General features: G+C 35.5%; 28 protein-coding genes, 1 tRNA gene and 4 pseudogenes. 19 read left to right on the plus strand and 14 right to left on the minus strand.

Features of this window, described 5'->3' with window-relative positions; all coding sequences use genetic code 11:
• The first annotated feature begins 109 nt into the window (after positions 1-109).
• Positions 110-421, plus strand: coding sequence for an HU family DNA-binding protein (locus AAGD66_RS04785; RefSeq protein ID WP_006279876.1), 312 nt, complete (start codon positions 110-112; stop codon positions 419-421).
• On the opposite strand, the gene AAGD66_RS04790 is transcribed toward AAGD66_RS04785, so the two are convergent.
• Positions 414-1,121: a pyridoxine 5'-phosphate synthase gene (locus AAGD66_RS04790; protein WP_006279877.1), complete on the minus strand. Its 708-nt coding sequence runs from the start codon at positions 1,119-1,121 to the stop codon at positions 414-416. The genes AAGD66_RS04785 and AAGD66_RS04790 overlap by 8 nt on opposite strands.
• Positions 1,122-1,257: 136 nt before the next feature.
• Between AAGD66_RS04790 and AAGD66_RS04795 the strand changes: the two genes are divergently transcribed.
• The 4 genes from AAGD66_RS04795 (at position 1,258) to AAGD66_RS04810 (ending at position 2,292) form a co-directional block, all read left to right on the plus strand.
• Positions 1,258-1,551 carry a transposase gene (locus tag AAGD66_RS04795; RefSeq protein ID WP_007548709.1) on the plus strand — a complete coding sequence of 98 codons (294 nt, stop codon included), beginning with the start codon at positions 1,258-1,260 and terminating at the stop codon, positions 1,549-1,551.
• 122 nt (positions 1,552-1,673) lie between these two features.
• Positions 1,674-1,970 carry an IS3 family transposase gene (locus AAGD66_RS04800; protein WP_231115910.1) on the plus strand — a complete coding sequence of 99 codons (297 nt, stop codon included), beginning with the start codon at positions 1,674-1,676 and terminating at the stop codon, positions 1,968-1,970.
• 3 nt (positions 1,971-1,973) lie between these two features.
• Positions 1,974-2,135 (plus strand): DDE-type integrase/transposase/recombinase, encoded by a 162-nt coding sequence (locus AAGD66_RS04805; protein WP_010082071.1) that lies wholly within the window; start codon positions 1,974-1,976, stop codon positions 2,133-2,135.
• Complete coding sequence (locus AAGD66_RS04810; RefSeq protein ID WP_010082072.1) at positions 2,128-2,292, plus strand: IS3 family transposase; 165 nt, start codon at positions 2,128-2,130, stop codon at positions 2,290-2,292. Before AAGD66_RS04805 ends, AAGD66_RS04810 begins: the two co-directional genes overlap by 8 nt.
• Before the next feature lie 472 nt (positions 2,293-2,764).
• On the opposite strand, the pseudogene AAGD66_RS04815 reads toward AAGD66_RS04810, so the two are convergent.
• From AAGD66_RS04815 to AAGD66_RS04870, 12 genes and pseudogenes are all read right to left on the minus strand, one after another.
• Positions 2,765-3,400: pseudogene (locus AAGD66_RS04815) on the minus strand (hypothetical protein).
• A 128-nt stretch (positions 3,401-3,528) separates the two neighbouring features.
• A complete protein-coding gene (leuS, locus tag AAGD66_RS04820; protein WP_264723754.1) occupies positions 3,529-6,045 on the minus strand; it encodes a leucine--tRNA ligase in 2,517 nt (838 codons plus the stop codon).
• Between the two features lie 12 nt (positions 6,046-6,057).
• The gene (locus AAGD66_RS04825) at positions 6,058-6,654 is read right to left on the minus strand and encodes a murein hydrolase activator EnvC family protein (protein WP_264723755.1); all 597 of its coding nucleotides are present in this window, start codon (positions 6,652-6,654) and stop codon (positions 6,058-6,060) included.
• A gap of 45 nt (positions 6,655-6,699) precedes the next feature.
• Entirely contained in the window at positions 6,700-7,026 is a 327-nt protein-coding gene (locus AAGD66_RS04830; RefSeq protein ID WP_006279880.1) for a MerR family transcriptional regulator, read from the minus strand.
• Positions 7,026-7,331, minus strand: a complete 306-nt coding sequence (locus tag AAGD66_RS04835) for an integration host factor subunit alpha (protein ID WP_006279881.1) — start codon at positions 7,329-7,331, stop codon at positions 7,026-7,028. The genes AAGD66_RS04830 and AAGD66_RS04835 overlap by 1 nt, the downstream gene beginning before the upstream one ends.
• A gap of 60 nt (positions 7,332-7,391) precedes the next feature.
• Positions 7,392-8,579, minus strand: a complete 1,188-nt coding sequence (locus tag AAGD66_RS04840) for an MFS transporter (RefSeq protein WP_141456806.1) — start codon at positions 8,577-8,579, stop codon at positions 7,392-7,394.
• Positions 8,580-8,747: 168 nt separating this feature from the next.
• Positions 8,748-8,873, minus strand: coding sequence for a hypothetical protein (locus AAGD66_RS04845; protein ID WP_256437788.1), 126 nt, complete (start codon positions 8,871-8,873; stop codon positions 8,748-8,750).
• Between the two features lie 7 nt (positions 8,874-8,880).
• On the minus strand, positions 8,881-9,288 hold the full coding sequence (locus AAGD66_RS04850) for a transposase (RefSeq protein WP_007548764.1): 408 nt from the start codon (positions 9,286-9,288) through the stop codon (positions 8,881-8,883).
• A 19-nt stretch (positions 9,289-9,307) separates the two neighbouring features.
• Positions 9,308-9,490 carry a transposase gene (locus tag AAGD66_RS04855; protein WP_167347183.1) on the minus strand — a complete coding sequence of 61 codons (183 nt, stop codon included), beginning with the start codon at positions 9,488-9,490 and terminating at the stop codon, positions 9,308-9,310.
• A 1-nt stretch (position 9,491) separates the two neighbouring features.
• Entirely contained in the window at positions 9,492-9,821 is a 330-nt protein-coding gene (locus AAGD66_RS04860) for a transposase (RefSeq protein WP_007548762.1), read from the minus strand.
• Positions 9,822-10,361: 540 nt separating this feature from the next.
• Complete coding sequence (locus AAGD66_RS04865) at positions 10,362-11,864, minus strand: leucyl aminopeptidase (protein ID WP_174515790.1); 1,503 nt, start codon at positions 11,862-11,864, stop codon at positions 10,362-10,364.
• Between the two features lie 97 nt (positions 11,865-11,961).
• The gene (locus tag AAGD66_RS04870) at positions 11,962-12,603 is read right to left on the minus strand and encodes a protocatechuate 3,4-dioxygenase (protein ID WP_155968861.1); all 642 of its coding nucleotides are present in this window, start codon (positions 12,601-12,603) and stop codon (positions 11,962-11,964) included.
• A 424-nt stretch (positions 12,604-13,027) separates the two neighbouring features.
• Between AAGD66_RS04870 and AAGD66_RS04875 the strand changes: the two are divergent.
• From AAGD66_RS04875 to AAGD66_RS04915, 9 genes and pseudogenes are all read left to right on the plus strand, one after another.
• Positions 13,028-13,640 (plus strand): annotated as a pseudogene (locus AAGD66_RS04875) (DUF6444 domain-containing protein); the annotation flags it as partial.
• A gap of 54 nt (positions 13,641-13,694) precedes the next feature.
• Positions 13,695-15,074 (plus strand): annotated as a pseudogene (locus tag AAGD66_RS04880) (IS4 family transposase).
• Between the two features lie 7 nt (positions 15,075-15,081).
• A pseudogene (locus AAGD66_RS04885) lies at positions 15,082-15,423 on the plus strand (PD-(D/E)XK nuclease family transposase); the annotation flags it as partial.
• A 425-nt stretch (positions 15,424-15,848) separates the two neighbouring features.
• Positions 15,849-16,013 carry a hypothetical protein gene (locus tag AAGD66_RS04890; RefSeq protein WP_213863465.1) on the plus strand — a complete coding sequence of 55 codons (165 nt, stop codon included), beginning with the start codon at positions 15,849-15,851 and terminating at the stop codon, positions 16,011-16,013.
• Positions 15,970-16,257: a reverse transcriptase N-terminal domain-containing protein gene (locus AAGD66_RS04895; protein WP_196770139.1), complete on the plus strand. Its 288-nt coding sequence runs from the start codon at positions 15,970-15,972 to the stop codon at positions 16,255-16,257. Before AAGD66_RS04890 ends, AAGD66_RS04895 begins: the two co-directional genes overlap by 44 nt.
• Before the next feature lie 42 nt (positions 16,258-16,299).
• Positions 16,300-16,629 (plus strand): reverse transcriptase/maturase family protein, encoded by a 330-nt coding sequence (locus AAGD66_RS04900; RefSeq protein ID WP_265024668.1) that lies wholly within the window; start codon positions 16,300-16,302, stop codon positions 16,627-16,629.
• Positions 16,599-17,357, plus strand: coding sequence for a group II intron maturase-specific domain-containing protein (locus AAGD66_RS04905; RefSeq protein ID WP_341814432.1), 759 nt, complete (start codon positions 16,599-16,601; stop codon positions 17,355-17,357). Before AAGD66_RS04900 ends, AAGD66_RS04905 begins: the two co-directional genes overlap by 31 nt.
• A gap of 230 nt (positions 17,358-17,587) precedes the next feature.
• Positions 17,588-17,998: a hypothetical protein gene (locus tag AAGD66_RS04910; protein ID WP_155968775.1), complete on the plus strand. Its 411-nt coding sequence runs from the start codon at positions 17,588-17,590 to the stop codon at positions 17,996-17,998.
• A gap of 214 nt (positions 17,999-18,212) precedes the next feature.
• Positions 18,213-18,554 (plus strand): hypothetical protein, encoded by a 342-nt coding sequence (locus tag AAGD66_RS04915; RefSeq protein WP_265024226.1) that lies wholly within the window; start codon positions 18,213-18,215, stop codon positions 18,552-18,554.
• On the opposite strand, the gene AAGD66_RS04920 is transcribed toward AAGD66_RS04915, so the two are convergent.
• Positions 18,551-19,876, minus strand: a complete 1,326-nt coding sequence (locus AAGD66_RS04920) for an IS4 family transposase (protein ID WP_264339118.1) — start codon at positions 19,874-19,876, stop codon at positions 18,551-18,553. The genes AAGD66_RS04915 and AAGD66_RS04920 overlap by 4 nt on opposite strands.
• A gap of 205 nt (positions 19,877-20,081) precedes the next feature.
• Here AAGD66_RS04920 and AAGD66_RS04925 point away from each other — a divergent pair, with 205 nt between their 5' ends.
• The 5 genes from AAGD66_RS04925 to AAGD66_RS04945 all read left to right on the plus strand — a co-directional run bounded on the left by AAGD66_RS04925 (position 20,082) and on the right by AAGD66_RS04945 (position 25,032).
• Positions 20,082-20,579 (plus strand): hypothetical protein, encoded by a 498-nt coding sequence (locus tag AAGD66_RS04925; protein ID WP_264339242.1) that lies wholly within the window; start codon positions 20,082-20,084, stop codon positions 20,577-20,579.
• Positions 20,580-20,642: 63 nt separating this feature from the next.
• Positions 20,643-20,720 (plus strand) — tRNA-Arg (locus AAGD66_RS04930).
• Positions 20,721-20,802: 82 nt separating this feature from the next.
• Entirely contained in the window at positions 20,803-21,921 is a 1,119-nt protein-coding gene (dnaJ, locus tag AAGD66_RS04935) for a molecular chaperone DnaJ (RefSeq protein ID WP_151807701.1), read from the plus strand.
• A gap of 208 nt (positions 21,922-22,129) precedes the next feature.
• Positions 22,130-23,764, plus strand: coding sequence for a ribonuclease J (locus AAGD66_RS04940; RefSeq protein WP_341814434.1), 1,635 nt, complete (start codon positions 22,130-22,132; stop codon positions 23,762-23,764).
• Positions 23,765-23,769: 5 nt separating this feature from the next.
• On the plus strand, positions 23,770-25,032 hold the full coding sequence (locus tag AAGD66_RS04945; protein ID WP_015588777.1) for a Tol-Pal system protein TolB: 1,263 nt from the start codon (positions 23,770-23,772) through the stop codon (positions 25,030-25,032).
• Positions 25,033-25,072: the final 40 nt, after the last annotated feature.

The raw sequence follows: 25,072 nt of genomic DNA on the forward strand, positions 1-25,072 counted from the left end.
AATATTTGCAAAAATGTATGATATCCTCTATTTTTGTGATGAATTTAGTTGACTATCGGTGTCAACATAATATGCTATTTATGTGGTTTTTTCAATATTAAGGTAATTTATGAGTAAAGAAGATATAATAAAACAATTAAAGGAAGATTGTTCTAGTCAGAATATAGATATAACAAAATCTGATTTGAGCAAGATTCATGATGCGTTTATTAAAATAATAAAGAATGAGCTTCATGGGAAAGGTGAAATACGTTTGCATGGAATAGGAACATTTTCTACTGCTATCAGTCAGGAAAAACAATGTCGTAACCCCCAAAGTGGTGAGATCATGACTGTTCCTAAAAAGACAAGGGTAAAATTTAAAGCAAGCCAAACTCTTTTAAGTATTTTAAATGAGAAGGAAAAAGCAGCAGTTAGTTAGACATTGTCATTTTCATTGTTTTTACTACGCTGTGTAAGCCGTAAAATACAGCTTCGCTAATTAAATAGTGGCCTATGTTAAGAGCTGAGATGTGAGGTATTCTTGTCATCTTCTTAGCGTGTTTATAAGTTATGCCATGTCCTGCGTGGCATTCTATTCCTAATTTATTGACGTACTCTGCAGCATTAGTAATTAACTGTAACTTTTTTTCTGATGGATTATCACAGTAATCCCCTGTGTGAATTTCTATTATGTCAGGTTTTGTCCCTAGCTTTTCAAGATATTTTAGTTGATCAATATTTGGATCGATAAACAGTGAGACTTTTATGCTAGAGCTATGCATTTCCTCTATTATACTAGAAAGTTTACTGTGCATATTCACGATATCCAGGCCACCTTCGGTTGTTAATTCTTCTCTTTTTTCTGGTACTATACTAATCGAATAGGGTTTTACCTTTTTTGCTATTTCAAGCATTTCTTCCGTGGCTGCAATTTCAAGATTTAACTCAGTGCTAATGCTTTTTTTTAGGTTAAATACGTCTTCATCTCTAATATGCCTTCTATCTTCTCGTAAGTGTACAGTAATAAAGTCTGCTCCAGCGTCAATGGCTATTTCTGCTGCTTTCAATGGATCTGGATAAGAAGTTCCGCGTGCGTTGCGGAGGGTTGCAACGTGATCGATATTAACACCTAGTTTCACAATCTACCTCAGAAATTATTTATAGATTATACATGTTATTAGGTTTTTTGCATAGTCATTGTTTGACCTTACCCAGAAAAAGTGGAGAGAAAGAAAAGAGTTTTTTTGGGTAAAATAAAATTTTGGAGGATTAGAAATGGTAAGAGAATATACAGCAGAATTCAAATTGGAAGCTGTTAAACTGGCAAATGAACAAAGAAAGGTAGGTCAACCAGTTGCAAAAGTAGCAAGAGATCTAGGAATAAGGGATAGTGTATTAGGAAAATGGATGAAGAAATATAACGAAAAAAAGTCAGCGGCAAATGCATTTCCAGATGTAGCACCTTATGACAAAGAGAGGTTTGATTTACAAAGCAAGAGTAACAAGGGAAAGAGACATTTAAAAAAAAGCCCTGGCCAGTCAAAAAGAGTAAAATATTTTTTTATATAGTAACTGCTATAAAGTACAGGAATTATGTAGGATTTTCTGCTAGTGGCTACTATAAGTGGACTACAAGAAAAATAAGCAGTAGAGAATCAGCAAATAAAGAGCTACTCGAAGCTATTCAAAAAATATATCAAGTTTCTAAATGTAGATATGGAGCTCCTAAAATTCATGCTGAATTGAAGGCTTTGGGTAAAAGTTGCAATTTGAAAACGGTGCAAAGTATTATGCAGAAAAATGACATCAGGGCTATACTGAAAAGAAAGTTTAAAATTAAAAAACAACAAACAGATAATAGAGCTGTAGCTCCCAATATACTAGATCAAAACTTTATTGTTGATCAACCAAATAAAGTATGGGATTACTTACATCAAAACCAAGGAGGGATGGCTATATTTGGCAGCAATAATTCTCACGTATGGTAGTTAATGAGTAGTGCAATAAATAAACAATTGGTTATGAACTCTTTATTAATGGCCATTAATAGGCGTAAACCTGTTAAAAATCTACTATTACATAGTGATCAAGGTTCACAATATACTGCGCAAGGGTATCAATATCTCTTAGCTGTAAAGAATATAGATGAGTAATAAAGGCTGTTGTTACGACAATTCTGTTGCAGAAAGCTTCTTTAGCTCATTGAAAAGAGAAATACTTATTGATACTTCACAACACTCTGCTCAACAAACTAGAACTGCAATATTTGAATACATAGAAATTTTTTATAACAAACAACGTCACTATTAACTATTGCATTCCAGAACAATTTGATGCATCATTCTTTTTGTAAAAAACATTCCACACTTTCTCTCCACTTTTTCTGGGTAAGGTCATTTTTGCCTTGACCAAGAAAAAATTCAGCTATTGCCTTACTTTCTCTTGCAACAACTTCTTCCTTAACAATTTTTCCTTTCTTATCAACGATACTTATAAAAGTTTCTTTTAGTGAGATCGCTATAATATTCCATGAGACTGCTCCTACTAATAAAAGTTTAAATTATTTTTGAAGAACTTATTCTACTGAATTCGTTACTTCGTGCTAAAATAATGGACTCCATCATTCAACAGCAATTACAGTATGTTTACCCTTTTTCTTGTTATTTTTCTAATCTATAGCTAGCGTTCAAAACCATATTCGAAAATACGTTTTCGGATTTTTTTTAATGCTGTTTATTTCATCCTCAACATCGTCTCTACCTTTATGAACTAAGTAGCAGCATTAAAAATTATAACGTACCCCTATCTCTAGAGTTGCATCTGGTATTTGTTTTGCTTTTATACCACTTAGTTGCCCACCCATGGTCATACCAACTGCACCAATTATCTGCGGAGTAATTTCATAATCAACACCTAACTTTAGTTTATAGGAAATAGAACTCAGTATTTTATCTACTACAGATGAACCAGCAGCTTCACCACCTGATTCTGGAGCACCTTGTGTTTCTTCTTCCTTTTCTTTTTCTTCTTGTGAACTATCGCCATCACCATCAACTGTATCACTAACACCAAAGCCAAAAGGTGTTATTTGGAGATATCCTCCTAAACCTCCGCTGACATATAGTTTAACGGGATCAATATCAAGGTCAGGATAGAAGCGGTAGTTTGCCAATAAGCTAGCTCCTATGCTCTTTAATGACTTAATATTACTGAGAACCTCAAGTTCAAATTTAGAGTTTTGGTCATAATGTTAACCAAGAACAACACCAGGTTTCATTTTAAAGCCACCACCCCAACCAGCACCAAAGTTTAAACTTGCATAGTACTTATCTTCTGACTTACTTGCACTATTACTAGCTGCACCTGCTAGAGATGAAGTAAGCAACACAGCCAAAACGCACAATCTCTTTATTTTCATATAACTCCTCATACAAAAAAATATATAATGCATAAGTATATATCCTTTATATTAAAAAAGATATAACTACATGTCAAAAAAAGTATAGCCATAAAATCAGATTATATAAAACGTACTACTCAGGTCTTTTATATAACTATATTTACTATCTTATTTGGTACAGCATATACAGTGCGAACTTTGCTTTGATCGATCTTACTGGACACAGAGTCTATCGCTATTTTCTTCAATTCTTCTTGAGGTAAGTTAATTGCCACCTTGATTGTTGTACGTAATTTTCCATTGATTTGCACTGCTATAGTTACCGTATCGTCAACTAATAATGATTCATCAGCTTTTGGCCAAGGTTGACCTCCTATTTCTTGCCATAGGCTTTCAGCTAGATGTGGTATGAATGGTTCGATTACTCTGATTAATATACATATACCTTCATCAATAAGAGATTTTCCAGTTTTTACGTCTATTTCAGCTATTAAATTCGTCATCTCACGAAATTTTGCCACTACACAGTTTAATCTGCAGTTTTCCAAGTCATCTGTAAGTCCGTGTAAGAGTTTATGAATTTTTTTTCTGTACTCTAGAAGTCCACCCGTAACATTTTCATTATCATAGTGTATATTTACAGGTCTTAGCTGCATGACCATACGCCACAATTTATTTACATAACGAGAACAACCTTCCACACCATCATCGGACCATTCCATATCTTTCTCCGGAGGAGTGTCGGACAACACAAACAAGCGAGCAGTATCAGCACCATACTTTTCTATGATAAAGTTTGGGTCAACTGTATTCTTTTTCGATTTGCTCATTTTTTCAACTTTGCCCACTTGAACTTTTGCACCTCGCGCTATTAATTCTTTTGCTTCTGCGGGAAATAGCCACTTACCATTTTCGTCTTTATAAGTTGCATGGCAGACCATTCCTTGAGTGATTAAAGTAGAGAAAGGCTCTTTAATATCAAAATAGCCACATTTGGTTAAAGCACGGCAGAAAAATCTTGAATAAAGCAAATGCAGAATTGCATGTTCTATCCCACCTATATAATAATCAACAGGCATAAAACGATTACATGCATCTTTGTCTATTGATTTATCTTCACTACAGAATGCAGCAAAATACCAGGAAGATTCAAAAAAGGTGTCGAATGTATCAGTTTCACGCTCTGCTTGCTTTCCGCACTTTGGACAATTAACAAATTTCCAAGTTGGGTGCTTATCCAGCGGATTGCCACCACTTGTAAATTCTACATCTATTGGTAGAACTACAGGAAGGTCTTTTTCTGGCACTGGAACAGTTCCGCAATCTTTGCAATATATGATAGGTATAGGGCATCCCCAATAACGCTGCCTTGAAACTCCCCAATCGTGCAAACGATAGTTTATTGTTTTTTTGCCTATTTTTTTTTCTTCAAATTTTTTAACTATGGCTTCCTTTGCTTCACTAACCATTAATCCGTTTAAGAATTCGGAGTTAAACATTGTCCCGTCTCCAGTATACGCCTCCTTTGTCATCTGAGTAGCTTGACACTGGGATCCATTGTAAGAATTCTGGTCACGCGCTGGAATGACACCTAAGTGGGCTGAAGAAATAACGGGAATTATCGGCAAATTATATTTCTGTGCAAATTCAAAGTCACGCTGATCATGTGCAGGGCAACCAAAAATCGCGCCTTCCCCATATTCCATCAACACAAAATTCGCTATGTAAAGCGGCAATTCCTTATCAAGAAATGGATGTTTGACGTTTAATCCGGTGTAAACTCCTATTTTTTCATCGTTCTCTCTTTTCGATTTTATTTCCTGGATCCCAGTGTCAAGCACTGGGATGACAACAGAAGAACCATTCTTTAAATCCTGCACAATAGGATGCTCTGCTGCCACTGCACAAAAAGAAGCCCCAAACAAAGTATGAGGATAAGTTGTAAAAACTTTTAATTTCTTATTCAGGCCAACTACTTCAAACTCTATAGTTGCTCCTTCAGATTTTCCTATCCAACGCTCCTGCATTGTTTTGACTTTTTCTGGCCAATTTTTCAAACTTTGCAGGCACTTGAGTAAATCTTCAGCGAAATCAGTAATCTTTAAAAACCATTGGGACAACTTACGTTTTTCAACAACTGCACCTGATCGCCATCCTTTTCCATCAACCACCTGTTCATTTGCAAGCACTGTTTGGTCCACTGGATCCCAGTTAACCCATGATTCTTTTCGATAGGCAAGCCCATGCTTTAAAAAATCCAGGAAAAATTTTTGTTCGTGTTTGTAATAATCAGGCTCACATGTGGAGAGTTCACGCTCCCAATTATAAGAAAGACCTATAGATTTCAACTGTGTACGCATATTATCTATATTCTCTTTTGTCCATGTTTCGGGGCTAATATTGTTATCCCTTGCTGCATTCTCAGCTGGTAATCCAAACGCATCCCAGCCAATTGGATGCAAAACCTCAAATCCATTAGCTCTCTTGTAACGCGCTATCACATCCCCTATTGCATAGTTACGTAAGTGTCCCATATGAATTTTACCAGATGGATATGGAAACATTTCCAACACGTAACACTTTTCTTGTTTACCACTCTTGCTTACAGAAAAATCCCATTTATCTTGATAAAATTTTTCAACACTTTTAAAATCATATTTCATATAAATCCAAATTCAATTACAGTTCATATGCATCAAAGGATCAACCGCTTGGCCATTATGTCGTATTGTGAAACACATCTGTGGATCTTTATCTTGTGTGCTTGATTTACCTGCAGATCCAATTACTTGACCTTGCTTTACTTTATCGCCAATTTCAACATGTATGTTTTTTAAATAGGAGTACACAGTCATGTAATTATCTTTGTGTTCCACTATAATTAAATTCCCATACCATCTCAGCCCTTTGCCTACATATATCACTTTGCCTAGTGCAGAGGAAACTACGTTCGTTCCATTTTGAGCAGCAATTTTTATGCCATCCTTACACATTTCATCAGAAGAGGTAGCTGAACCTTTAACTGGCATTACAAATTTACAATTTACCCCCACATTTTGTGTATTATTGTTATCTTTGTATATCCTATTTATGATGGCTTTTCTACTTTCTTTTTGCACTGAAGGCTCCCTAATTAAATGGTACTCTCTTGTATATTCCAGATCTCTTTTTCCGTAAAATTCTTCGCCTTTAAGCAGCACAGGTGCAGGTTTTTGCAGGCCACAGCCTATTAATATTGCTAATAACATAAGAAATGAGGCTATATGCCACATTTTAAACTCTCACAAAACTCCAAAATTTTAGCGAGACGTAGTGTTTCACGCCTGCTTGTTACTTTCCTCGTTATTTATTTTACTAGTTAAATAGTCCCTCAAATCGGTGAGTTCTTGCAACAAATTCTTTGTGACTTTTATATCATTACCAAATTCTTTTTGCACTCCTTTTATTGTATATCCTTTATCATATAGCATGTATTTTACTTTCTTTATGGCCTCTATACACTTGCGATCATATAGCCTTCTTCCTTTACGCTTTGTAGGCTTAATTTGATGAAATTGACCTTCCCAAAATCTCAAAACATGCTGTTCCAAATGTAGCTCTTCAGCTACTTCCCCAATCGTATAAAATAATTTTTCCTTGTTCATTAATTATTGATTGATTTTTTTATAATTTTTGAAGGCCTAAAAGAAACTGAATTTCTTGCCTGAATCATCACTTTCTCCGATGTATTTGGTATATTTCCTGGTCTTTCCTTCTTTTTCTTAACCAAGAATGTTCCAAATGACGATATTTTTACTATTCCATCCTTTACCAAGCTTGTCTTTATTTCGTCCAATATATCATCTATTATCGAAACAGAGTCTTCCTTTGATAATCCTATTTCTTGGTTTATATCTCCAGCTATCGTTGCCTTAGTTACTGTTGTGTCTTTTGTTGTAACGTGATCCATTATTGATAAATATTACAATACGTAAATATAATATAGCAATCGACTCGAGATTCAGCTACTTTATTTTTTAGAGTATGTCTCTTTTGTTGCATAATTTAAAATACCGGCAACTATCAATATCGCAAATATTGCAAAAAGTGCCATTTTATGATCTGTAAAAAGTGCTAACATTGACACTATAACTCCACTGCCAATAAACATAAATCCATTGATAATGGATGATGATGTGCTGATGTATTTTCGTTTCACAATCTCGCTGCCGACAGTAAAATTAAGCATATGTCCTCCCGCAAAAAACCCGAACATTAACATACAAAAGTACACAACGTGGACTGTTAAATGGCTGTATAGTAAAATAATAATTGAGACGCCTTGCAATAAAGCAAAAGCAGAAATTACATGTTTCCTATTTTTAAATAAGTTTGAGATTCGATCTGCAATTGGAGCACCAACTGCAAGACCAAGCCATAGTATTGCAGTTGCTATACCTGACTCCATTGCATTGAGTTCTGAGTTGCCCAGTAACCTTGGAGCCCACAAGGTATTAAGTGCTAAAAATGTTCCAAAAGTAATAGCACCCACCACTGAAGTTATCCAGATATCTCTTAATTTTAGCACTGTTAATATAGAGCACATTACTGTCTTCATAGAGCTTTTTATTGTGCGCTTTTCTGAGCTGCTTTCTGGAAGTGTGTTTGGACAAAAAAGCGTAAGTACAAATATCAACACACCAAATAGTATTATGCATACAATCAGATTTTTCCAATATGCATCTTCGGCAAGCAAGTTAGAGAACAGTATTTGAATTACCAAAGCAGAAAGGCTTGAAATTGTCTGCACTAGTGAAAACATTAGTCCAAATTGGGCAGCGGAAAAACATATGCTACTTGTGTGAGCAGCACCAATAAAACCAAATGATGCTCCAGTTGCAATCAACACTTGAGACAAAATCAAATGGGAGAAATTGTCACTATTAATAAGGACAAAAAACCCCAAGATCATAGTTGATAACGAGAAAAAATAAATTTTTTTACTGGAAAAAACATTAAACGTTGCTCCACTAAAAAATTGTAAGATGGCGAAAGTCCAAGTATATGCTGAATTAGCCAGTGCAACTTGCGCGATTGTAAGTCCAAGTTCCTTTTCGAGATTTACACTTATAAAGGTATAAATTATCTGCATGTTGCTGAATATAACAACCAAGTTACTAATCAGCCAAATGAACCAAGCCTTAGCTCTGCTTTCCATAAGATTTGTTTTTATAAGTAATCTATTAGAAATTTAACACTAAGTCTCTTTTTAAGCTATTGTTTCCTGACTACTGTTATAGCTAACCCAAAAAACGGTTTCCCTACGTCATGCCGCCGCGGTATCTCTTAGCCGCTAACAAGCAGCGGGATGACGATTGTCAGGGTGTCATCCCAGCGCCCCTATGATGTCATCCGAGTAGCCAACACTGGTTTCCATCCAAGACGGTGTCATTCCAGTGCTTGACACTGGGATGGCTTTGTTGCATCGCTCTTCGGATAGTAGGTAACGCACAATAAATTTATGAAGCTATCTCAAATTTAGCCATACCAATATCAGTGAACTTATTGAGCAAATAGCATTTAACAAGTAGTTCCTTCTCTCTATTTGTCTCAGATTTATTCCTAAAACTAAACCCGAATGTTTGTTTCAGTCGCGAGAAAAAACTTTCTATATAAGATCTTTTTCCATAACTCATCTCTTTTTTCCACTTCTTTATACCATCTTCATCATATGACTTTATGAGCTTGACTGCAGAATTTCTCTCAGCCATATAGTCTAACTTTGGATGCTCTGCTGCGTTGTTTTTCGGAGGAATTTTCGTTTTTATACCATATTGATTACACAGCTTATAGAGCTTTTCTCTGTCATATGCCCTATCTGCATATAGTACTTTTATGACATACTGAAAATCGACTTCTTTTAGCAAATCACAAGCTCCATAGTGATCAGCCGTTACTGTATTTTACAGCTATGGCTTTTTTGCTGTTTGTATTCAACATTACATGCAATTTTCTTGTCTGTTCATAGCTGCGATACTTTCTATCTTCGCTATTTTCTTTGCTATGACCAGGAGTGTTGTTGTATATACTAATTCCTGTACTGTCTATAGCAATTTCGATATCTTCCATATTATTTTCTGCAATCATTGATCTTAATATTGAGTTTCTTAAACCTTCTTGATGATTGTGAATAGCTGATAACTTGCAAATTTTTCCCAATTTGCTCAAGGTATCCTGCTATAAACCCAACTGTTTGCCTCAGGCCTATTCTAAATAAACAAGTTATTATGTGCACCAAAATTACAACTTTATCGCTATAAATATTGTTGCCACCTGGTATTTTTGGACCATTCTCGTACCACTTTTCTATGGCTTCGTTGATATAATGAAAAATATTTCCTCTTTTTTCTAGAAATTTGTTATATTCGCTATGGTTACTGACCCTCATTTTTTGTGGCATATTTTTTCTTTCAAGGTTAAATGGCTATTTTATAATGAATTTTGTCAGTAGCCACCAGATTTTTTCAGTTGCTATGCAACAAAGCCCACTGGAATCCAGACTTTAATTGTTATACTTGTAAATAATCTGGTGAAAATAAACGTTCATCTCAAAATGCAGTATTTTTGTTGAAATAGCTCAACTGGATCCCAGTGTCTGGGCACTGGGATGACACCATAGGAGGCTACTTGGATGACAAAAAAAGGAGCACTGGGATGACAGCAGTCCTACGTCATACCGCCGCGGTATCTCTAGATCCCGCTAACAAGCAGCGGGATGACGAGCTTATCGTCACGCCGCCACGAACCGTCATACCGCGATTCATTCGCGGTATCTCAGCCGCTAACAAGTAGCGGGATGACGGTTGTCAGGGTGTCATGAAAGTAGCTGACACTGGAATCCAGAAAAAAAGAAATATGTATCAGCTACTTTCATTTGCTGCGCCTCAAAAATAAACGTTCATGTAGCTGTAAGTCAAGCCATAAATCCAGATAAAGATCTTTAATCATTGGCTTCGTAGTACTTTTCAACCAACTTATTAAGTAACCTTACACCAAAACCTACTGCTCCTCTTGGACAAATGTCAGTACCTTTTTCGTGCCAAGCAGTGCCTGCAATATCTAAATGTGCCCAGCAAGTTTCATCCACAAAACGCTGTAAAAACTGTGCAGCCATTATGCTATCTCCGCCAGAGCCCGCAGGAGCGATATTTTGCACATCAGCAATCGGTGAATCAATAATTTTATCGTAAGTTTCATTCATAGGAAAACGCCATAACTTCTCATTTACTTCATTTCCTGCATCAATCAGACGGTTTGCTAATTCATCATTATTTGAAAAAAGACCAGCATATTCGTTATTTCCAAGCGCAACCACTATAGCACCAGTTAAAGTTGCAAGATCAATCATAAATTGTGGTGAAAATCTCTCTTGCGTATACCACAAAGCATCTGCAAGTATGAGCCTTCCTTCTGCATCGGTGTTCAACACTTCTATTGTCTGTCCAGACATTGAAGTTACTACATCACTTGGTCTTTGAGCATTACCACCCACTGCATTTTCTGCAAGTGCGACCACACCGATCGCATTTACTTTTGCTTTTCGTCCTGCTAAAGCATGCATCACCCCAACCACAGCAGCAGAGCCTGCCATGTCATATTTCATCGACTCCATACCACGTGAAGGTTTGAGCGATACTCCACCAGTGTCAAACGTTATGCCTTTACCAACAAAAGCTATTGGCTTTTGTTCTTTAGCAGCTCCATTCCATTTTATCACTACTAATTTTGGTTCTTTACTACTTCCTTGTGCAACTCCAAGCAAGGCTCCCATTTTTTTCTCTTCCATCTGCTTTTTATCAAGCACCTCGATTTCAAGGCCAAGCTTAGTAAGTTCTTTTTTTATATGATCAGCATAGGATTCTGGATATAGAATGTTAGGAGGCTCTGTTATAAAAGAGCGCGCAAGGAATATACTCTCACCTTCTTGCCTTGAGTGCTCAAATGATCTTTCAGCATTACTTAATTGCTCATCTTTTACTAATACGGTAATCTCCTCTACCTCTGTAATTTTCTCATCCTTTTTAGTTTTATACTTATCAAACTTAAAACTACGCAGAAACGCACCATATGCAACATTTGCTGCACTACCTTCGATTAAAACCGCTGCTTTTTTAATTTTTAATCTGCTTAGCTCACAATATATTTTACCACCAATATTTAATTCTTTATTTTCATTCCATTCATCCTTCTTACCAAGTCCAACAACTATGACATTTTTTTCTTCTGGCAAAGTAGTAGAGAAAAATTCACCAAAACTTCCATTGAAATTGCTAAATTGCTTTATATTATCCATGATCTGTTTTCCTTGCAAAACTCCGCCATCATTTACGGTTTCGTTGTCCTCAAATAAACCCGTTACTATTGTTTTAAAATCGGGCGAAATTTTAGAAATTGTTATTTTCATTGCTGGCATCTCCGTTGCAAATAATTGTAAACTGTACATAAAACACAGCAAAAACATCAGTAAGATATTTTTCATATACATCCTAAGTACAATAACACTCAAGTTTACTATGGACTCCCTTACATGCAAGGGTTTTTTATCTTTTATTAGAGAACTTATTATATCCGCCCAAGGTAATGTTAAACGTATAGGTTTTTATGACCTGATCACTGTAAGTAAATGGTGTTATGAGAAGGCTTGCAAGCCCATTACTAACAAAATCTCCAAGAACAGGATCAGCACAATTATCGCAATTATGGTCAACAAAAAACATTTGCGTTGTGAATTCCGGAAAATCCGGATGTTGAACTAGAAAGTTGATATGTGGAGCTCTATCACCAATTTTACCAGGTGCTATCGTAATAAAATTATAATAGCCAAGATTATTCACTACAAACCTTCCTGATCCAGCAAAATTCGGATCATCCTCTATATTCTTATCGTAATGGTTCACGCCGCGTGAATTCGCGTGCCATATAGAAACTACAGCATTTTGTATTGGTAAGCAGTTTATATCAGTAATTCTACCCACTATGTGTATTAATTCCCCTATTGCACTATTTGGAGAACCAGGTTTCCTTCTTAAATTGTTTGAAGAGCTAAAATTTTTTGGCCTTGCATCAAGGTCATATATTTCCGGAGTTTTAATGCAGTTGAGCAAAACAGGATCAGCTGCAAATAGCGGCAAACTGAATATCATTTGTACTAAAAGTGCTAACAAGATATTTTTCACATTCATTTCATTTATAATAGACTTCTTGCATAACCATATAACAAACTTTTATTGGAAATAGAAACGAAAAAACTTGCTTGACACCATTCGCCAGCCCCCTTATCATGAAACTGAAGGTATTCAGTTATCTTCATCTGTGCAGATTAAACAGCAAGAAAACAACGTAGTTGGCGTCTTATTTTTAATTTTTTGCACTATGTGCACCTTATGTCTTCACAATATTTCTAGGTTTTTACCTACACAAGCTGAAACGCGCTATTTAAAACATTAAAAAACGCCAACTTAAAAAATGGATAGTGAATAACTAGCTACCCTAGGGTTTCTTTTGCCTTTTTTTCTGTTTAGTAAATTGTATCCGTTCAGCGGAGTGGTAGAATAAGGTAGACAAAGCAAGATAATAAAGATAATCATAGAGCAAAAGTGAGGTAATGTGGTAAACCTTTTAGAACTTTGCAAAAATTTACAGCAAAAAATAGAAAAACTGGAAGCAGAGATAGAAAACTTAAAAGCAGAAAATAAAGCTTTAAAGATAGAGAACGCTGAATTAAAGGAAAGGCTCGGTTTAAATTCAAAAAACTCATCCCTGCCCAGCTCAAAAGAGCTATACAAAATAAAAAAGGACAAGCCAAAAAGCGAAAGGAATGTTGGCGATCAGGTTGGGCATAAAGGAAATTTTCATGCCACAATGGAAGCGGATAAAGTAGTAAAAATAGAGTTGCCTAATATTTGCGAATGCGGAGGAGAGCTTGTAATATGCGAAAAACCTTATGTTCACCAAAAAGTTGATCTTCCGGAAATTAGGCCTTATGTAGTAATTGGAACATGGTCGTTGTCGGAGATGCAGAAAAAGAAAAAGTAGCAAGTTACCAGAAGGTGTTACGCCAGATACATTTGGTCCAAGGGTTAAGTCTATAATTGCAGCACTCAGCGGATTTTACAAAAACTCAAAGCGTGAAGTGGCTAGTATCATAAATGACATTTTTAATTTGAACATAAGTGTTGGCAGCATATCAAATCTTACTATTACCCACAAATATAAATGTACTTATAAATAAAGTATTACAATATTAAAGTTTGCAAATATTGAGGGTATAAAAATGGCAAACGAGAGTAATGAATGGGCTAAAAATGAATTTGGAGATGCTGTACTTGGAGATAAAAGATTAACTGACCGATTAGTAAAGATTGCTGATAGTTTGATAAGTTTACCTGAAAGCTCAATTAATGAGGCATGCAGAAGTTGGTCAGAAGCAAAAGCAGCATATCGTTTTTTTCAAAATGAGAACGTAAAAGAAGTCGATATTCTAGCTTCACACATTGATAAAACAGTTGAAAGAACAAAAGCTCATAAAAGAATTCTTGTGATTCAAGATACAACTTATATTTCATACTCAAGCCATAAGCGGATTGGGAACTATTGCTGGAAAAGGAGCAGTAATGCATACAGCCCTTGCTGTTAGTACGGAAGCTGGGAATACTGGATCAAAAGATTTACTCGAGGCAACTCATTTCTGAAGAAGAAAAAAGACTAAAGAGCCATCGTAACAACGTTCATATTGAGGATAAAGAAAGTATGAAATGGCTAGAAAGTTTAAAGAAAACAAATAATATTATAGATCTGGCCCAAACCGAAGCTATAACTGTATGTGACAGAGAAGCAGATATGCATGATTTTTTTGAACTTGCACATAATCTTAACTCAGAAATTTTAGTAAGAGCTTGCCACAACAGAAATGTAAATAAAAAATTCATGCATACCAGGAACAAGCAAAAATTATGGTCATTTATCCAAGGCCTCCCTTGCGCTGGAAAAGTAGAAGTTGAAATCCCTGCTAGAGATAACAAGCAAAAAAGGACAGCGTTTTTAGAAATTAGATTCGGAAAATTTATCACATGAAGGCCATATAAAATGTAAAGAAGGTCACATAAAATATAAACCGACAGAGTCTACAACTTCACGCAATTCATGTTGTTGAAAAAAACTCTCCTCCCGAAGCAAGTCCTCTAGAGTGGATGCTTTTTTCCGGTCAGTACTTTTGAAGAAGCTGTTGAAAAAGTTAGTTGGTATTGTTTGAGATGGAAAATAGAGATATTGCATAAGATTTTAAAATCTGGTCTCAAAGTTGAGGAATGTAGACTTGGAACAGCAGAAAGATTAATGAGGTATTTAACAGTCATGAGCATTATTGCTTGGAGAATTTTCTTTATTACATCAATTGCAAGAACTAACCCAACATTACCATGTACTGCCTTATTAGCTGAGGAAGAATGGAAAGTTTTATATGTTAAAATACACAGGAAACCATGTCCAAATATAGCCCCTACTATAAAAGAAGCCGTTTCGTGAACTTGGAGGTCATTTAGCAAGAAAAAGCGACCCAAAACCAGGACCAATTACTCTTTGGAAAGGGTGGAGACGTCTCTTTGATCTAGCAGAAGGATGGCGACTTGCTCACGAACCTCATATTTGTGGGTAATAGTAAGGTTTCTAAGGGAGGGAGTAGTAGTAATACTGCTTCCTTACCTGACCAGTTTGCTCGTGATAAAGGTTTTGAGAAACGCGCTCAATACTATGCTGCTAAAGCTTATTCAAGTCAAGCTCACAAAGGTGATCAAGATCTTAAAGGAGTTATTTTTATTGCTATCGCCGATTTTATCTTATTTCCTAACAAGCTGGCTTACAAATCTGATCACGTTACTTTTGATAAAATTACCTATGAACATGATCTCAAAGATTTTAGTTGCACTTTCATCGAGCTACCAAAGTTTAATAAGACAAAAGAAGATCAGCTTTCAAATATTGTTGAAAAATGGATTTATTTTTTTAGTGCGACCCTGAAAGTCGTGGTTTTGTGGTGGTTAAATTCCACTTTCCCTAGACATCGGGGATAATGTATATCTCACATTTTAAAGGGTGGCAACCTTTGGGGTGCAAGCATGAGATAAAAGCAGGTAACACTAAACCTCATGGTGAATCCTTGCAAACAGAGTTAGATATGATTACGAGAGGAACCTATGTTTGAATTGTCGTCAAAGCATAGTATGCGAAAGGAGGTTGAATTACGCATAGACCAAAACGGTATGAAGCAAAAGTGGAACTAAAGATTGAAGACTTTAGTTATTGATGTTCCCAGCTTCCGGCAAATAGTAGGAATCTAAGTTTAACGTGAAACGAAGCCATGGAACGGAGTAACCACATAAAAGCTCTTATATTCATTAAAATATAAGTAGGTAGCCAACCACAAGCTGCTATGTGGAAGAAGAAGCTAATGCCCAAAGTAATATCTGGGATATGCAGACGTAAACACTTTAATTTGGAAGGTAAAGTGGTGAATAGTAGTGAATATGTTATGGACCAGCAAAAAGCTAGGTATGAATGGAATTCCTTGGCGAAAGCTGAAGAAATCTTCATTTAAGCTACAAAAACGAATTTACCAAGCTTCTAAATGTAATGATATCAAAAAGATGCACAACCTTCAGAGATTATTACTCAAATCAACAAGTGCAAGAACGATCGCAGTTAGAAGGGTAACTCAGGACAACAGAGGGAAAAAAACTGCAGGTATTGATGGAAAAGCTAACCTTAGTCAAAAAGAAAGATTGCAATTGGCAAACTCCTTAGATATAAGAGAGAAAGCAAAGCCATCAAGACGTGTCTGACCTGGTAAGCCATCGGAATATCGCCCGCTTGGTATACCAACTATATCGTGTCGAGCAAAACAAACACTTGTAAAAATGGTGTTGGAACCAGAATGGGAGGCAAAACTTGAGCCAAACACTTATGGTTTTAGACCTGGTAGATCATGTCATGATGCAATTGAAGCCATATTTGATGTGCTAAAACAGAAAACAGCATATGTATTAGATGCTGATATTTCTGGATGTTTTGACAATATTAACCATAATAAACTGCTTGAAAACCACACCAACGTTAAAGAAAATCATAAGAAGATGGTTAAGGGCAGGCGTTATGGAAGATGGAAAGTTTCAATCCACAAAACGTGGTACAATTCAAGGAGGCACCGTTGCTAGCTTGTGTTGCATTACACGGATTAGAGCAACATGTCAAAAAAGCATTAACAAACGAACTCTTTCAATGCATGAAAAGAAAATATGGTAGGATATCGCATAAAAACGCGCAAAAGTCTATTAGTGTAATTTTCTACTGTGATGATTTTGTCATCATACATGAAAACGAAGAGATTATTCTTAAAGCAAAAATTTTAGTTGAAGAATGGTTAGAAACCATTGGACTAAAATTAAAGCCCTCTAAAACAAGAATTTCTCATACATTAAGAACCATTGACGAAACAAAACCAGGATTTGATTTTCTTGGATTTTCAATAAGACAATATCCAACAAAAGAAAGTAAAAAAGGTTACACATTATTAATAAAACCAAGTCGTAATTCTATAAAGCAGCATACATTTGCTATTAAACATAAACTTAGAGAAATGCGTGGGGCGCCACAGGAAGTAATAATAAGGAATCTCAATCCAATAAACAGAGGATGGAGTCAATATTACTCTTCGGTAGTTTCATGTAAAATCTTTAGCTCATTGGATAATACTATACATAGAAAGCTCTGGAAGTGGGCAGTCTTTAGGCACCCAAACAAAGGGAAATGCTGGATAAAAAGAAAATACTTTAAAAAGTATAATAACGATAACTGGCGCTTTATGACAAGTAACAAGGTACGTCTTACTATACACAGCGATCATGTTATTAAACAAAGTGCAAAAAACCAGATCTCCATATGATGGTGATTGGGTATATTGGGGTAAACGTCTGAGAAAAATACCAGATAAGCCATTAAGAGTAATAAAACTATTGAAGTTACAACAAAGTAAATGTGATAATGTAGACTATGGTTTGAAAGTGATGATATAATAGAAATACATCATAAAGACCGGAATAGACGAAACAATATGATCAAAAATTTATCTTTGTTACATGGGCATTGTCACGATGAATTACACAGGAGGTGTGCATGACAAGCACCAAATTAGAGAGAAGCCGTATGAGGCGCAAAGTCTCACGTACGGTTTTGAAGTCGAGTGAGGAGGGGCGACCTTCTTCACTTAGACAACAGTATGCAGATGAAACTACAGATGAAGACCTAAGGAATATAGCAGAAAAATCACCAATAGTAAAGCTAGCATATGATGAGTTAGACAAGTTTTGCTGGAATGAGAAAGATTTAGTAGCATATGAAGAAAGAATAATGGATCTACGTAAGGAAGAAGCCATTCTTGAATACAAACTTGAGGAAGGTATAGAGAAAGGAAAAATCGAAGTTGCAAAAAATTTACTTAAAGCTGGTGTATCTGTTAATTTAATAGCTGAATCCACTGGCCTTTCTCAAGCTGAAATTGTACAGCTTAAGCAAGAAGTGGCCTAAGTATCACGGTTTTCAGGGCTTTTTTAGCTCGGCAGTGGTCTGAAAAGTCCATTTTTCACTTTATAAAATGTTTATATTTTACCACCTACTTTATTTGAATAAGTTCTTCTGCCACACTCTGAACGGATACTTGAATCAGGCTCAAGTTGACAAGTAGATGTTATCTTGTTATAATAAATATTTATTAATTTAATCTTAACTTAAGAGGGTATTTATGGTAGCAAGTGATAGTGTTTTAAAAAGGTATGCGTTAGCCTATATAAAGAAATTAGGTAATAATAATAATATTGAAGGGTTTCTACAGTATTGTAATAATACACCGAATTTAACTTGGAGCAAGGAGAATTTTAAAAATGTGTATGAAGAATTTACATATCCAAATTCAAGCAATAGGCACGATACAGGAAGCAGAAATGATCAATATAACGCAGGGAATAACACACAACCTACAGGCCCTCAGACTACACATATACATGTATACAATGATAGAGGTTTAGATTTTTGGGATTATTTACTACTTCGCAGCCTGTTTGGTGGTCCATACGCGTCAAGTTAAGAGATTGTGAGCAAATTTAGAGAGGTTAAAGTGGATACTCTAGCCCTTCTACGTTTGTCTTTTAATGAAAATCGCGACCAAGTTATAGTGAGTTTTTTAAGAAATGCTTTTAAACTATTAATTTTGGTTAATACTAAAAATAACTCTCTAACCCGCCTTTTTAGCTCAATAAATGCCTTTGTTAAGCTAAGTTCTGTATTCTTTTTCACTTCTGTGCAACCAACTATGCCGTGAAATATAAGAATTGCGCACAATTTAGCATATAGTTCACATAATACTCTGCATGGCTTTCCTTTTAGCTTATCAAGCCTGATATGGCTTTTATACAATTTAAATAATAACTCAATTTGCCACCTTACTCTGTAAATCGTTAATACTTGCTCAGCACTAATTTTATTTTCTGGAACATTAGTTATAAATATTGACCAGTTCAACAATTTTTGATTTCTTTTAGAGGATGTATATCCCTGCGATCTTGCTAATCTATTAGCTTTCCTTCTTCTGGCCATAGACTGTTCTTCAGTTAGTTTCTGACATATAATTCTTACTCTAATTTTTGCTTCTTTTCCTAACAATACCTCGTTTTCTAAAAATAACTTATCCTCTAAACATTCTAATAACTCCATTTTTTGATTTGTTTCTACATCATATATGTTGGTATCGGATTTATAACGACTTATGAAATAAGCTCCTATTTCATTGATTTGTTTAAAAGAACTTGGCACAAAATAACCGAGATCAGATATTAGCAAATCATTGCTTAATATATTACTTAAATGTTTCCTATATCCCTGGTCTGATCTTACCCCCTCCGTTAAATTAAGTTGGTCTATTATCTGATTCATGTAGTCGAAAACTAATTGTAACTTTATTCCAGACTTAGTATTGCTTTCATAGCCACTGTAGCTAGTACCATAACCTTTATACATCTCTTCCATACTGTTAGGTAGAGTAATATAGCTACTGTCCAATAATTTAACACTATTAAATTGCTGTAAGATTTTGCAATCAACTTGCAAGATATTTTTAAAGAGAATCACAGATTCATTATACATCCTTTTCATAAATTCCACTGCTTCTTCAGTAAATCTAAAATCCAAACCTTGTTTTGTTATATCTATCGAGTCCTCGTTTAGTAATTGACACATTGTTTCTACGCTACAATTATCAACTCCTATATTACCCAAGACCATGGCTTTTACGAATGATGAACCTTTTAGCTTTCTCTTTCTTTTTATAAACCTTGTTGTAATTGAGATTTTCTCTGCTTTTTCATTAAAAAATTCTTTGAGCTTTTTTGATAAGCAAGTTATTTTATTCATTGGTTCTCTCACTAAAAGTATATCTGGGAGAACTTATACCTTATTATTCTATCTCTTTCATACCTTTATTTCCTTAACTTGACGCGTATGGTTTGGTGGTCATACTACAGTTATAAATAACCCTGGTTTCAGTAGTGGTAGCCATCAAAGCAGAGAAGATAAGAAAAAAGACTCAGAAGACAATAGAAAGTTATTAGCTTTAGGTATGGTAGCTGCAGTTGTGTGTGTTGCTTTCCATGCTGGTATGTGTTTTTGGTATAACAGCAGCAGAAAAGTGGCTAGAAAAGAAGAAAAAATAGATTACCTGGATAGTAAATTTAAAACGTTCAGAAATATAGAATTTGCGGTTGGCGCTGTTTCTTTGGCAGCTTTGGTAGCTTGTGCTGTTTACCCAGTCTTACCAGTGTGGGGTTTAGTTATCCTTGGCGTTAATTCTCTTGTGTGTTTTACTGGTGGTTTAGCTTTTCATATGAAGCATGAGGAAGAATCAGAAAATATCGAGAAAGCTAAAGGAGCGGTAGATAGCTGTCTTAGACAAGGGCATGGTTATGGAGATTCTTCTCGTTATGATGCACCACCTCCTTACTTTTCTCAAGATCCTAATACTACTCCAACTGCTCCTCCTTGTAGTGAATTTGATAATTCTAATGCGAAACGGCAGTTTGAGAATTGTGAGGGGTTCACGTATGATAGAAATCAATAGTTTTATTTTTAGCCAAATTAATTGAATCAAGCCACAAAATCTGCTAAAGTTAACTTTATGAAAGCACCCTTAGCTCAGTTGGATTAGAGCATTTGACTACGGATCAAAAGGTCGGGCGTTCAAGTCGCTCAGGGTGCACCACATTTTATAGGAAGCAGAAGTCACACTTGAAATTAATATATGCAATACCTATCTTTAAAGGTTAAGCACTAAACTATTATATATGAGCAAAAAAGACTACTATGAGCTACTGGAAGTAGGCAGAAATGCCAGTATTGATGAGATAAAAAAAGCGTATAAAAAATTAGCGTTAAAATATCATCCTGATAGAAATCCTGGCAATCAAGAAGCAGAGGAAAAATTTAAAGAAGTAACAGCTGCATATGAAGTTCTGTCTGACTCTGAGAAAAGGGCAGGCTATGACCGTTATGGCCACGAAGGTGCTTCTGGTGGATTTCAAGGCTTTAGCTCTGCAGGAGATTTTAGCGACATATTCAATGACTTCTTTGGTGGAGGATTCGGTGGTGGTGCAAGTAGATCGAGAGCAAAAAGAAGTACAACAGGAGTATCTGGAGCAGACCTACGTTATGATCTTGAAATTACCTTAGAAGATGCATTTAAAGGAATACAAGCGCCTATACATTATGTGACAAATGTAAAATGTGATACATGCCAAGGCACAGGTGGCGAAGGAGCAATTAAACCAGTTCAGTGCCACACATGCCAGGGAAGCGGTAGGATTAGAACTCAACAAGGCTTTTTTACCATCGAAAGAACATGTACTACATGCTATGGGGAAGGAGAAATAATACAAAACAAATGTAAGAAATGTGGTGGAAGTGGACGTAGAAGAGATGAAGTAAATATATCCGTTTCAATTCCAAAAGGCATAGAAGAAGGAGCTAAGGTAAGGATAAGTGGTAAAGGAGAAGCTGGAACAAAAGGTGGAAAAAGTGGAGATTTATACGTATACGTGAAAATAATTTTCCATAAAGTCTTTGCTAGAAATAAAGCAGATTTACACTGTAAAGTGCCTATAAGAATGACACTAGCAGTGCTTGGTGGTGAAATCGATATTCAATCAATTGATGGAGCTAAAATAAAAGTAAAGGTCCCTGAAGGCACTCAAACTGGTACCAAACTACGTTGTAGGGAAAAGGGTATGCCATATATGAACTCACATGCTCGTGGTGATTTATACGTACAGGTAATAGTTGAGACTTTAAATCCAAAAAATTTAACTAAAAAGCAAATTGAACTATTAAAAGCGCTTGAAGAAGAGGAAAATGCAAGTGTACAACAGCAATCTGAAGGGTTTTTTAGTAAAGTAAAAAAAAAATAAGAAATCTGCTAAATGACATAAAGGGGTAACTGTTTACGGGTTTTCATTTAATCCTGCAATTCTTTGACCTTATTAATGGAAAACTTAACAATAGTGTTATTATTAGCCAACAGAAACTTCTTAGTTCCTTAAAACTATGTAAAAGCAATAAATTTCTTTATTTAAGGTCGAAGTTTTGCTATTCTCAGGTTTTAATAATTTAAATTTAATGAATATAAACAAAAATGAGTTTTTATTTCTTCCGCTTTGGGGAGTAGGAAGAATCGGGATGAATGTTAGCCTATATCATTACCAAGGTAAGTGGATTATGATCGACCTTGGTGTTGGTTTTGCAGATGAAACTATGCCAGGTGTTGAGCTGCTCATTGCTGATATAGATTTTATTGCTCAAAGAAAAAAAGATTTACTTGGAATAATCATTACACATGCACATGAGGACCACTGCGGTGCAGTGCCCCACTTGTGGGAAGAGTTGCAGTGCTCCATATATACAACAAAGTTTACGGTTAATTTTCTTAAAGAGAAACTAAAAGAATTTCGATTGGAAGGTATAGTGCCTGTGAAAGAGGTAGACATAAATGGCAGCATAAATTTGGGTCCTTTTACCGTCGAGTTTATAAATGTAACTCATTCAATTCCTGAGGCAAATTCAATATTAATTAGCACTGAAATGGGTAGTGCACTCCATACCGGAGACTGGAAATTTGATCCAAAACCTGTTGTTGGATTAACTTCTAATATGGAGCGTCTAAAAGAAATTGGCGATAAAGGTGACCTGCTTGCAGCAATTTGCGATTCAACCAATATATTAAGCAAGCATCACCCTGAGTCAGAAGGTGAAATTTATAATAATATTTATAACATAATAAAGCGGTCTAAAAAATTAGTTGCTGTTTCGCTATTCGCTTCAAATGTGGCACGAATTGAAACGATAAGCCAAGCTGCAAAAGCACTAAATAGAAAAGTAGTTTTACTTGGTAGATCTTTATGGAGAATAGTGAAAGTTGCGCAAGATAGTGGTTATTTAACTGATTCTCCTCAGTTTCTTGAAGCAAAGGAAGCAGTAAATTTTCCAAGGGAAGAACTGGTGCTACTTTGCACAGGTTGTCAAGGTGAGCCACTGGCAGCTACCGCAAGACTTGCTGCTAAGAGTCATCAAGCATTTAAAATGCAGCAAGGTGATACCATGATCTTTTCGTCAAAAATCATTCCTGGAAATGAAACTCGTGCGCACAACATGCTCAATGCCTTTATTGAGATGGGGGTAGAAGTTATTACTGAAAAAACAGAGCATGTTCATGCTTCTGGGCATCCAACAAGAGCAGAGCTAAAGGAAATGTATTCTTTAATAAAACCGAAGATGTCTATTCCAGTTCACGGCGAATATATTCACACGCATGCACATGTAAAATTTGCTAAAGAGTGCGGTGTGGCAAAAGCAATAATGATTGCACCAGGTGATATTGTTAATTTGGAGAACGGAGAAAAGGTTGATTCAATTGATGTTGACTACTTTGGTATTGATGGTATGCTGCTACGTCATCCGGAGAGCAGTGTTATAAAAATGCGTAAAAGAATGAGAGATGCCGGAGTTATTGTGGTAACAGCAGTTGTAAACAAGAAAAATAAATTGCTTGCTAAACCAAAAGTATTTGTACCTGGTGTTTTTGAAGTGCTAGAAGATGCAGCTACCATACAGAAAATTGTCAAGAAAGTTGAGTCGTTGTTTAGTTTGCAGCCAACAAAAAAAATTAAAAATAAGATTGAAAGTTCAATATTGAGTATCTTAAAGGAATATTTACTAAAAAGGCCTATAATTGAGGTTCAGATAGAACAGGTATGAAATGAATGAAGCTATTCGTTCATCTGGTGTTATTTATTTCGTTATTTATTCCTTATTTTACAAAAGCTGCTTTATATGTTGATATAAAAAAAAGCAGTGTTGGTAACATTGGTCTTGTTGTATCTAAATGTACATGTAAAACAGCGTTGGAAAGCGAATTAAGCGAAAATATTGCAAAGGTAATAGGAACAAATTTATCTAATTGTGGCTTATTTAATGTAAAACGTGGCGCGGAAGCTGAATCTAAATCTTGGAAAAGCGATACTGTAGTCACAGTAAGTTTAAGCGAAATATCTGGTAGTGCATTAGAGCTATCATTTCGTTTATTTGACACTTTTACAAAAAGAGAATTACTTACTCAGTCAGTTGTTTTTCCAGCAAAAGACTGGAGAAAAATTGGTCACCTCGTTTCGGATGTGATACATGATAGATTAATTGGTGAGAAAGGGCACTTCAACACAAAAATCACGTATATCGCTGAAGAAAAAGATAGCAACTACAAATCTGTGCGTAAAATTGCTGTGATGAATCAAGATGGAAGTAATATAAAATACTTAACAAATGGCGATAGATTTGTGTCAACACCGAGATTCTCACCAAATGGAAAGGGTATTGTTTATATCTCGTACGCAAATGGTAAAAGTTATATAATATTAAAAAATTTAAAAGATAACACTGAATCAATAATCAGCGCATTTGAAGGAGTTGTTTCTGCACCAAGATTTTCTCCCGATGGTAAATCTCTTTTAATTTCCCACTCATTGGGTGGTGAAACGAATATATTATCTTTGGATTTAAGTAGTAAACGAACAAAAAAAATTACTAAAGGTTCAGCTATAAGCACTTCTCCCTCTTTTTCTCCAGATCAAAAGTATATGGCTTTTAGTTCTGATATAAGTGGGAGTCAGCAACTGTACGTTATCGATTTTACTAACAAAAGTAAAAAACCTAAAAGAATTAGTTTTGGAAGTGGAAGATATGCTACGCCTGTTTGGTCGCCAAAAGGAGATCTGATAGCTTTTACAAAGATTCAGTCAGGAAAATTTTACATAGGAGTTATGAAGCCAGATGGCAAAGAAGAACGTCTGCTTTCAGAGGGGCATAAAATTGAATCCCCGGCATGGCTACCAAATGGTAGAGAAATCATTTTTACAAGAACAGAATCACCAAGCAACTCTAAACTATATTTAGTAGACTTAGTAAAGAAAAATCAAAAAATGGTTTCCACTCCCACAAATGCTTCTTTACCGGATTGGTCTTATTTTTGAAAGTAGATCTATTATAGGTTTGATATGAGCCTTATTTTAC

The sequence above is a fragment of the Wolbachia endosymbiont (group A) of Dendrolimus pini genome (assembly GCF_964026835.1).
In the GTDB taxonomy this organism is placed as follows: Bacteria; Pseudomonadota; Alphaproteobacteria; order Rickettsiales; family Anaplasmataceae; genus Wolbachia; species Wolbachia pipientis.

Excerpts from the sequence above, each read along its gene's own strand:
- AAGD66_RS04805 (WP_010082071.1), top strand. The coding sequence starts at position 1,974 with ATGAGTAGTGCAATAAATAAACAATTGGTTATGAACTCTTTATTAATG.
- AAGD66_RS04785 (WP_006279876.1), top strand. The coding sequence starts at position 110 with ATGAGTAAAGAAGATATAATAAAACAATTAAAGGAAGATTGTTCTAGT.
- AAGD66_RS04920 (WP_264339118.1), bottom strand. The coding sequence starts at position 19,876 with ATGAATAAAATAACTTGCTTATCAAAAAAGCTCAAAGAATTTTTTAAT.
- AAGD66_RS04865 (WP_174515790.1), bottom strand. The coding sequence starts at position 11,864 with ATGTACAGTTTACAATTATTTGCAACGGAGATGCCAGCAATGAAAATA.
- AAGD66_RS04825 (WP_264723755.1), bottom strand. The coding sequence starts at position 6,654 with ATGTGGCATATAGCCTCATTTCTTATGTTATTAGCAATATTAATAGGC.
- AAGD66_RS04925 (WP_264339242.1), top strand. The coding sequence starts at position 20,082 with ATGGTAGCTGCAGTTGTGTGTGTTGCTTTCCATGCTGGTATGTGTTTT.
- AAGD66_RS04890 (WP_213863465.1), top strand. The coding sequence starts at position 15,849 with ATGTGGAAGAAGAAGCTAATGCCCAAAGTAATATCTGGGATATGCAGA.
- AAGD66_RS04940 (WP_341814434.1), top strand. The coding sequence starts at position 22,130 with ATGAATATAAACAAAAATGAGTTTTTATTTCTTCCGCTTTGGGGAGTA.
- AAGD66_RS04895 (WP_196770139.1), top strand. The coding sequence starts at position 15,970 with ATGAATGGAATTCCTTGGCGAAAGCTGAAGAAATCTTCATTTAAGCTA.
- dnaJ (WP_151807701.1), top strand. The coding sequence starts at position 20,803 with ATGAGCAAAAAAGACTACTATGAGCTACTGGAAGTAGGCAGAAATGCC.
- AAGD66_RS04830 (WP_006279880.1), bottom strand. The coding sequence starts at position 7,026 with ATGAACAAGGAAAAATTATTTTATACGATTGGGGAAGTAGCTGAAGAG.
- AAGD66_RS04870 (WP_155968861.1), bottom strand. The coding sequence starts at position 12,603 with ATGAATGTGAAAAATATCTTGTTAGCACTTTTAGTACAAATGATATTC.
- leuS (WP_264723754.1), bottom strand. The coding sequence starts at position 6,045 with ATGAAATATGATTTTAAAAGTGTTGAAAAATTTTATCAAGATAAATGG.
- AAGD66_RS04810 (WP_010082072.1), top strand. The coding sequence starts at position 2,128 with ATGAGTAATAAAGGCTGTTGTTACGACAATTCTGTTGCAGAAAGCTTC.
- AAGD66_RS04945 (WP_015588777.1), top strand. The coding sequence starts at position 23,770 with ATGAAGCTATTCGTTCATCTGGTGTTATTTATTTCGTTATTTATTCCT.
- AAGD66_RS04910 (WP_155968775.1), top strand. The coding sequence starts at position 17,588 with ATGACAAGCACCAAATTAGAGAGAAGCCGTATGAGGCGCAAAGTCTCA.
- AAGD66_RS04795 (WP_007548709.1), top strand. The coding sequence starts at position 1,258 with ATGGTAAGAGAATATACAGCAGAATTCAAATTGGAAGCTGTTAAACTG.
- AAGD66_RS04860 (WP_007548762.1), bottom strand. The coding sequence starts at position 9,821 with ATGCCACAAAAAATGAGGGTCAGTAACCATAGCGAATATAACAAATTT.
- AAGD66_RS04855 (WP_167347183.1), bottom strand. The coding sequence starts at position 9,490 with ATGGAAGATATCGAAATTGCTATAGACAGTACAGGAATTAGTATATAC.
- AAGD66_RS04835 (WP_006279881.1), bottom strand. The coding sequence starts at position 7,331 with ATGGATCACGTTACAACAAAAGACACAACAGTAACTAAGGCAACGATA.
- AAGD66_RS04915 (WP_265024226.1), top strand. The coding sequence starts at position 18,213 with ATGGTAGCAAGTGATAGTGTTTTAAAAAGGTATGCGTTAGCCTATATA.
- AAGD66_RS04840 (WP_141456806.1), bottom strand. The coding sequence starts at position 8,579 with ATGGAAAGCAGAGCTAAGGCTTGGTTCATTTGGCTGATTAGTAACTTG.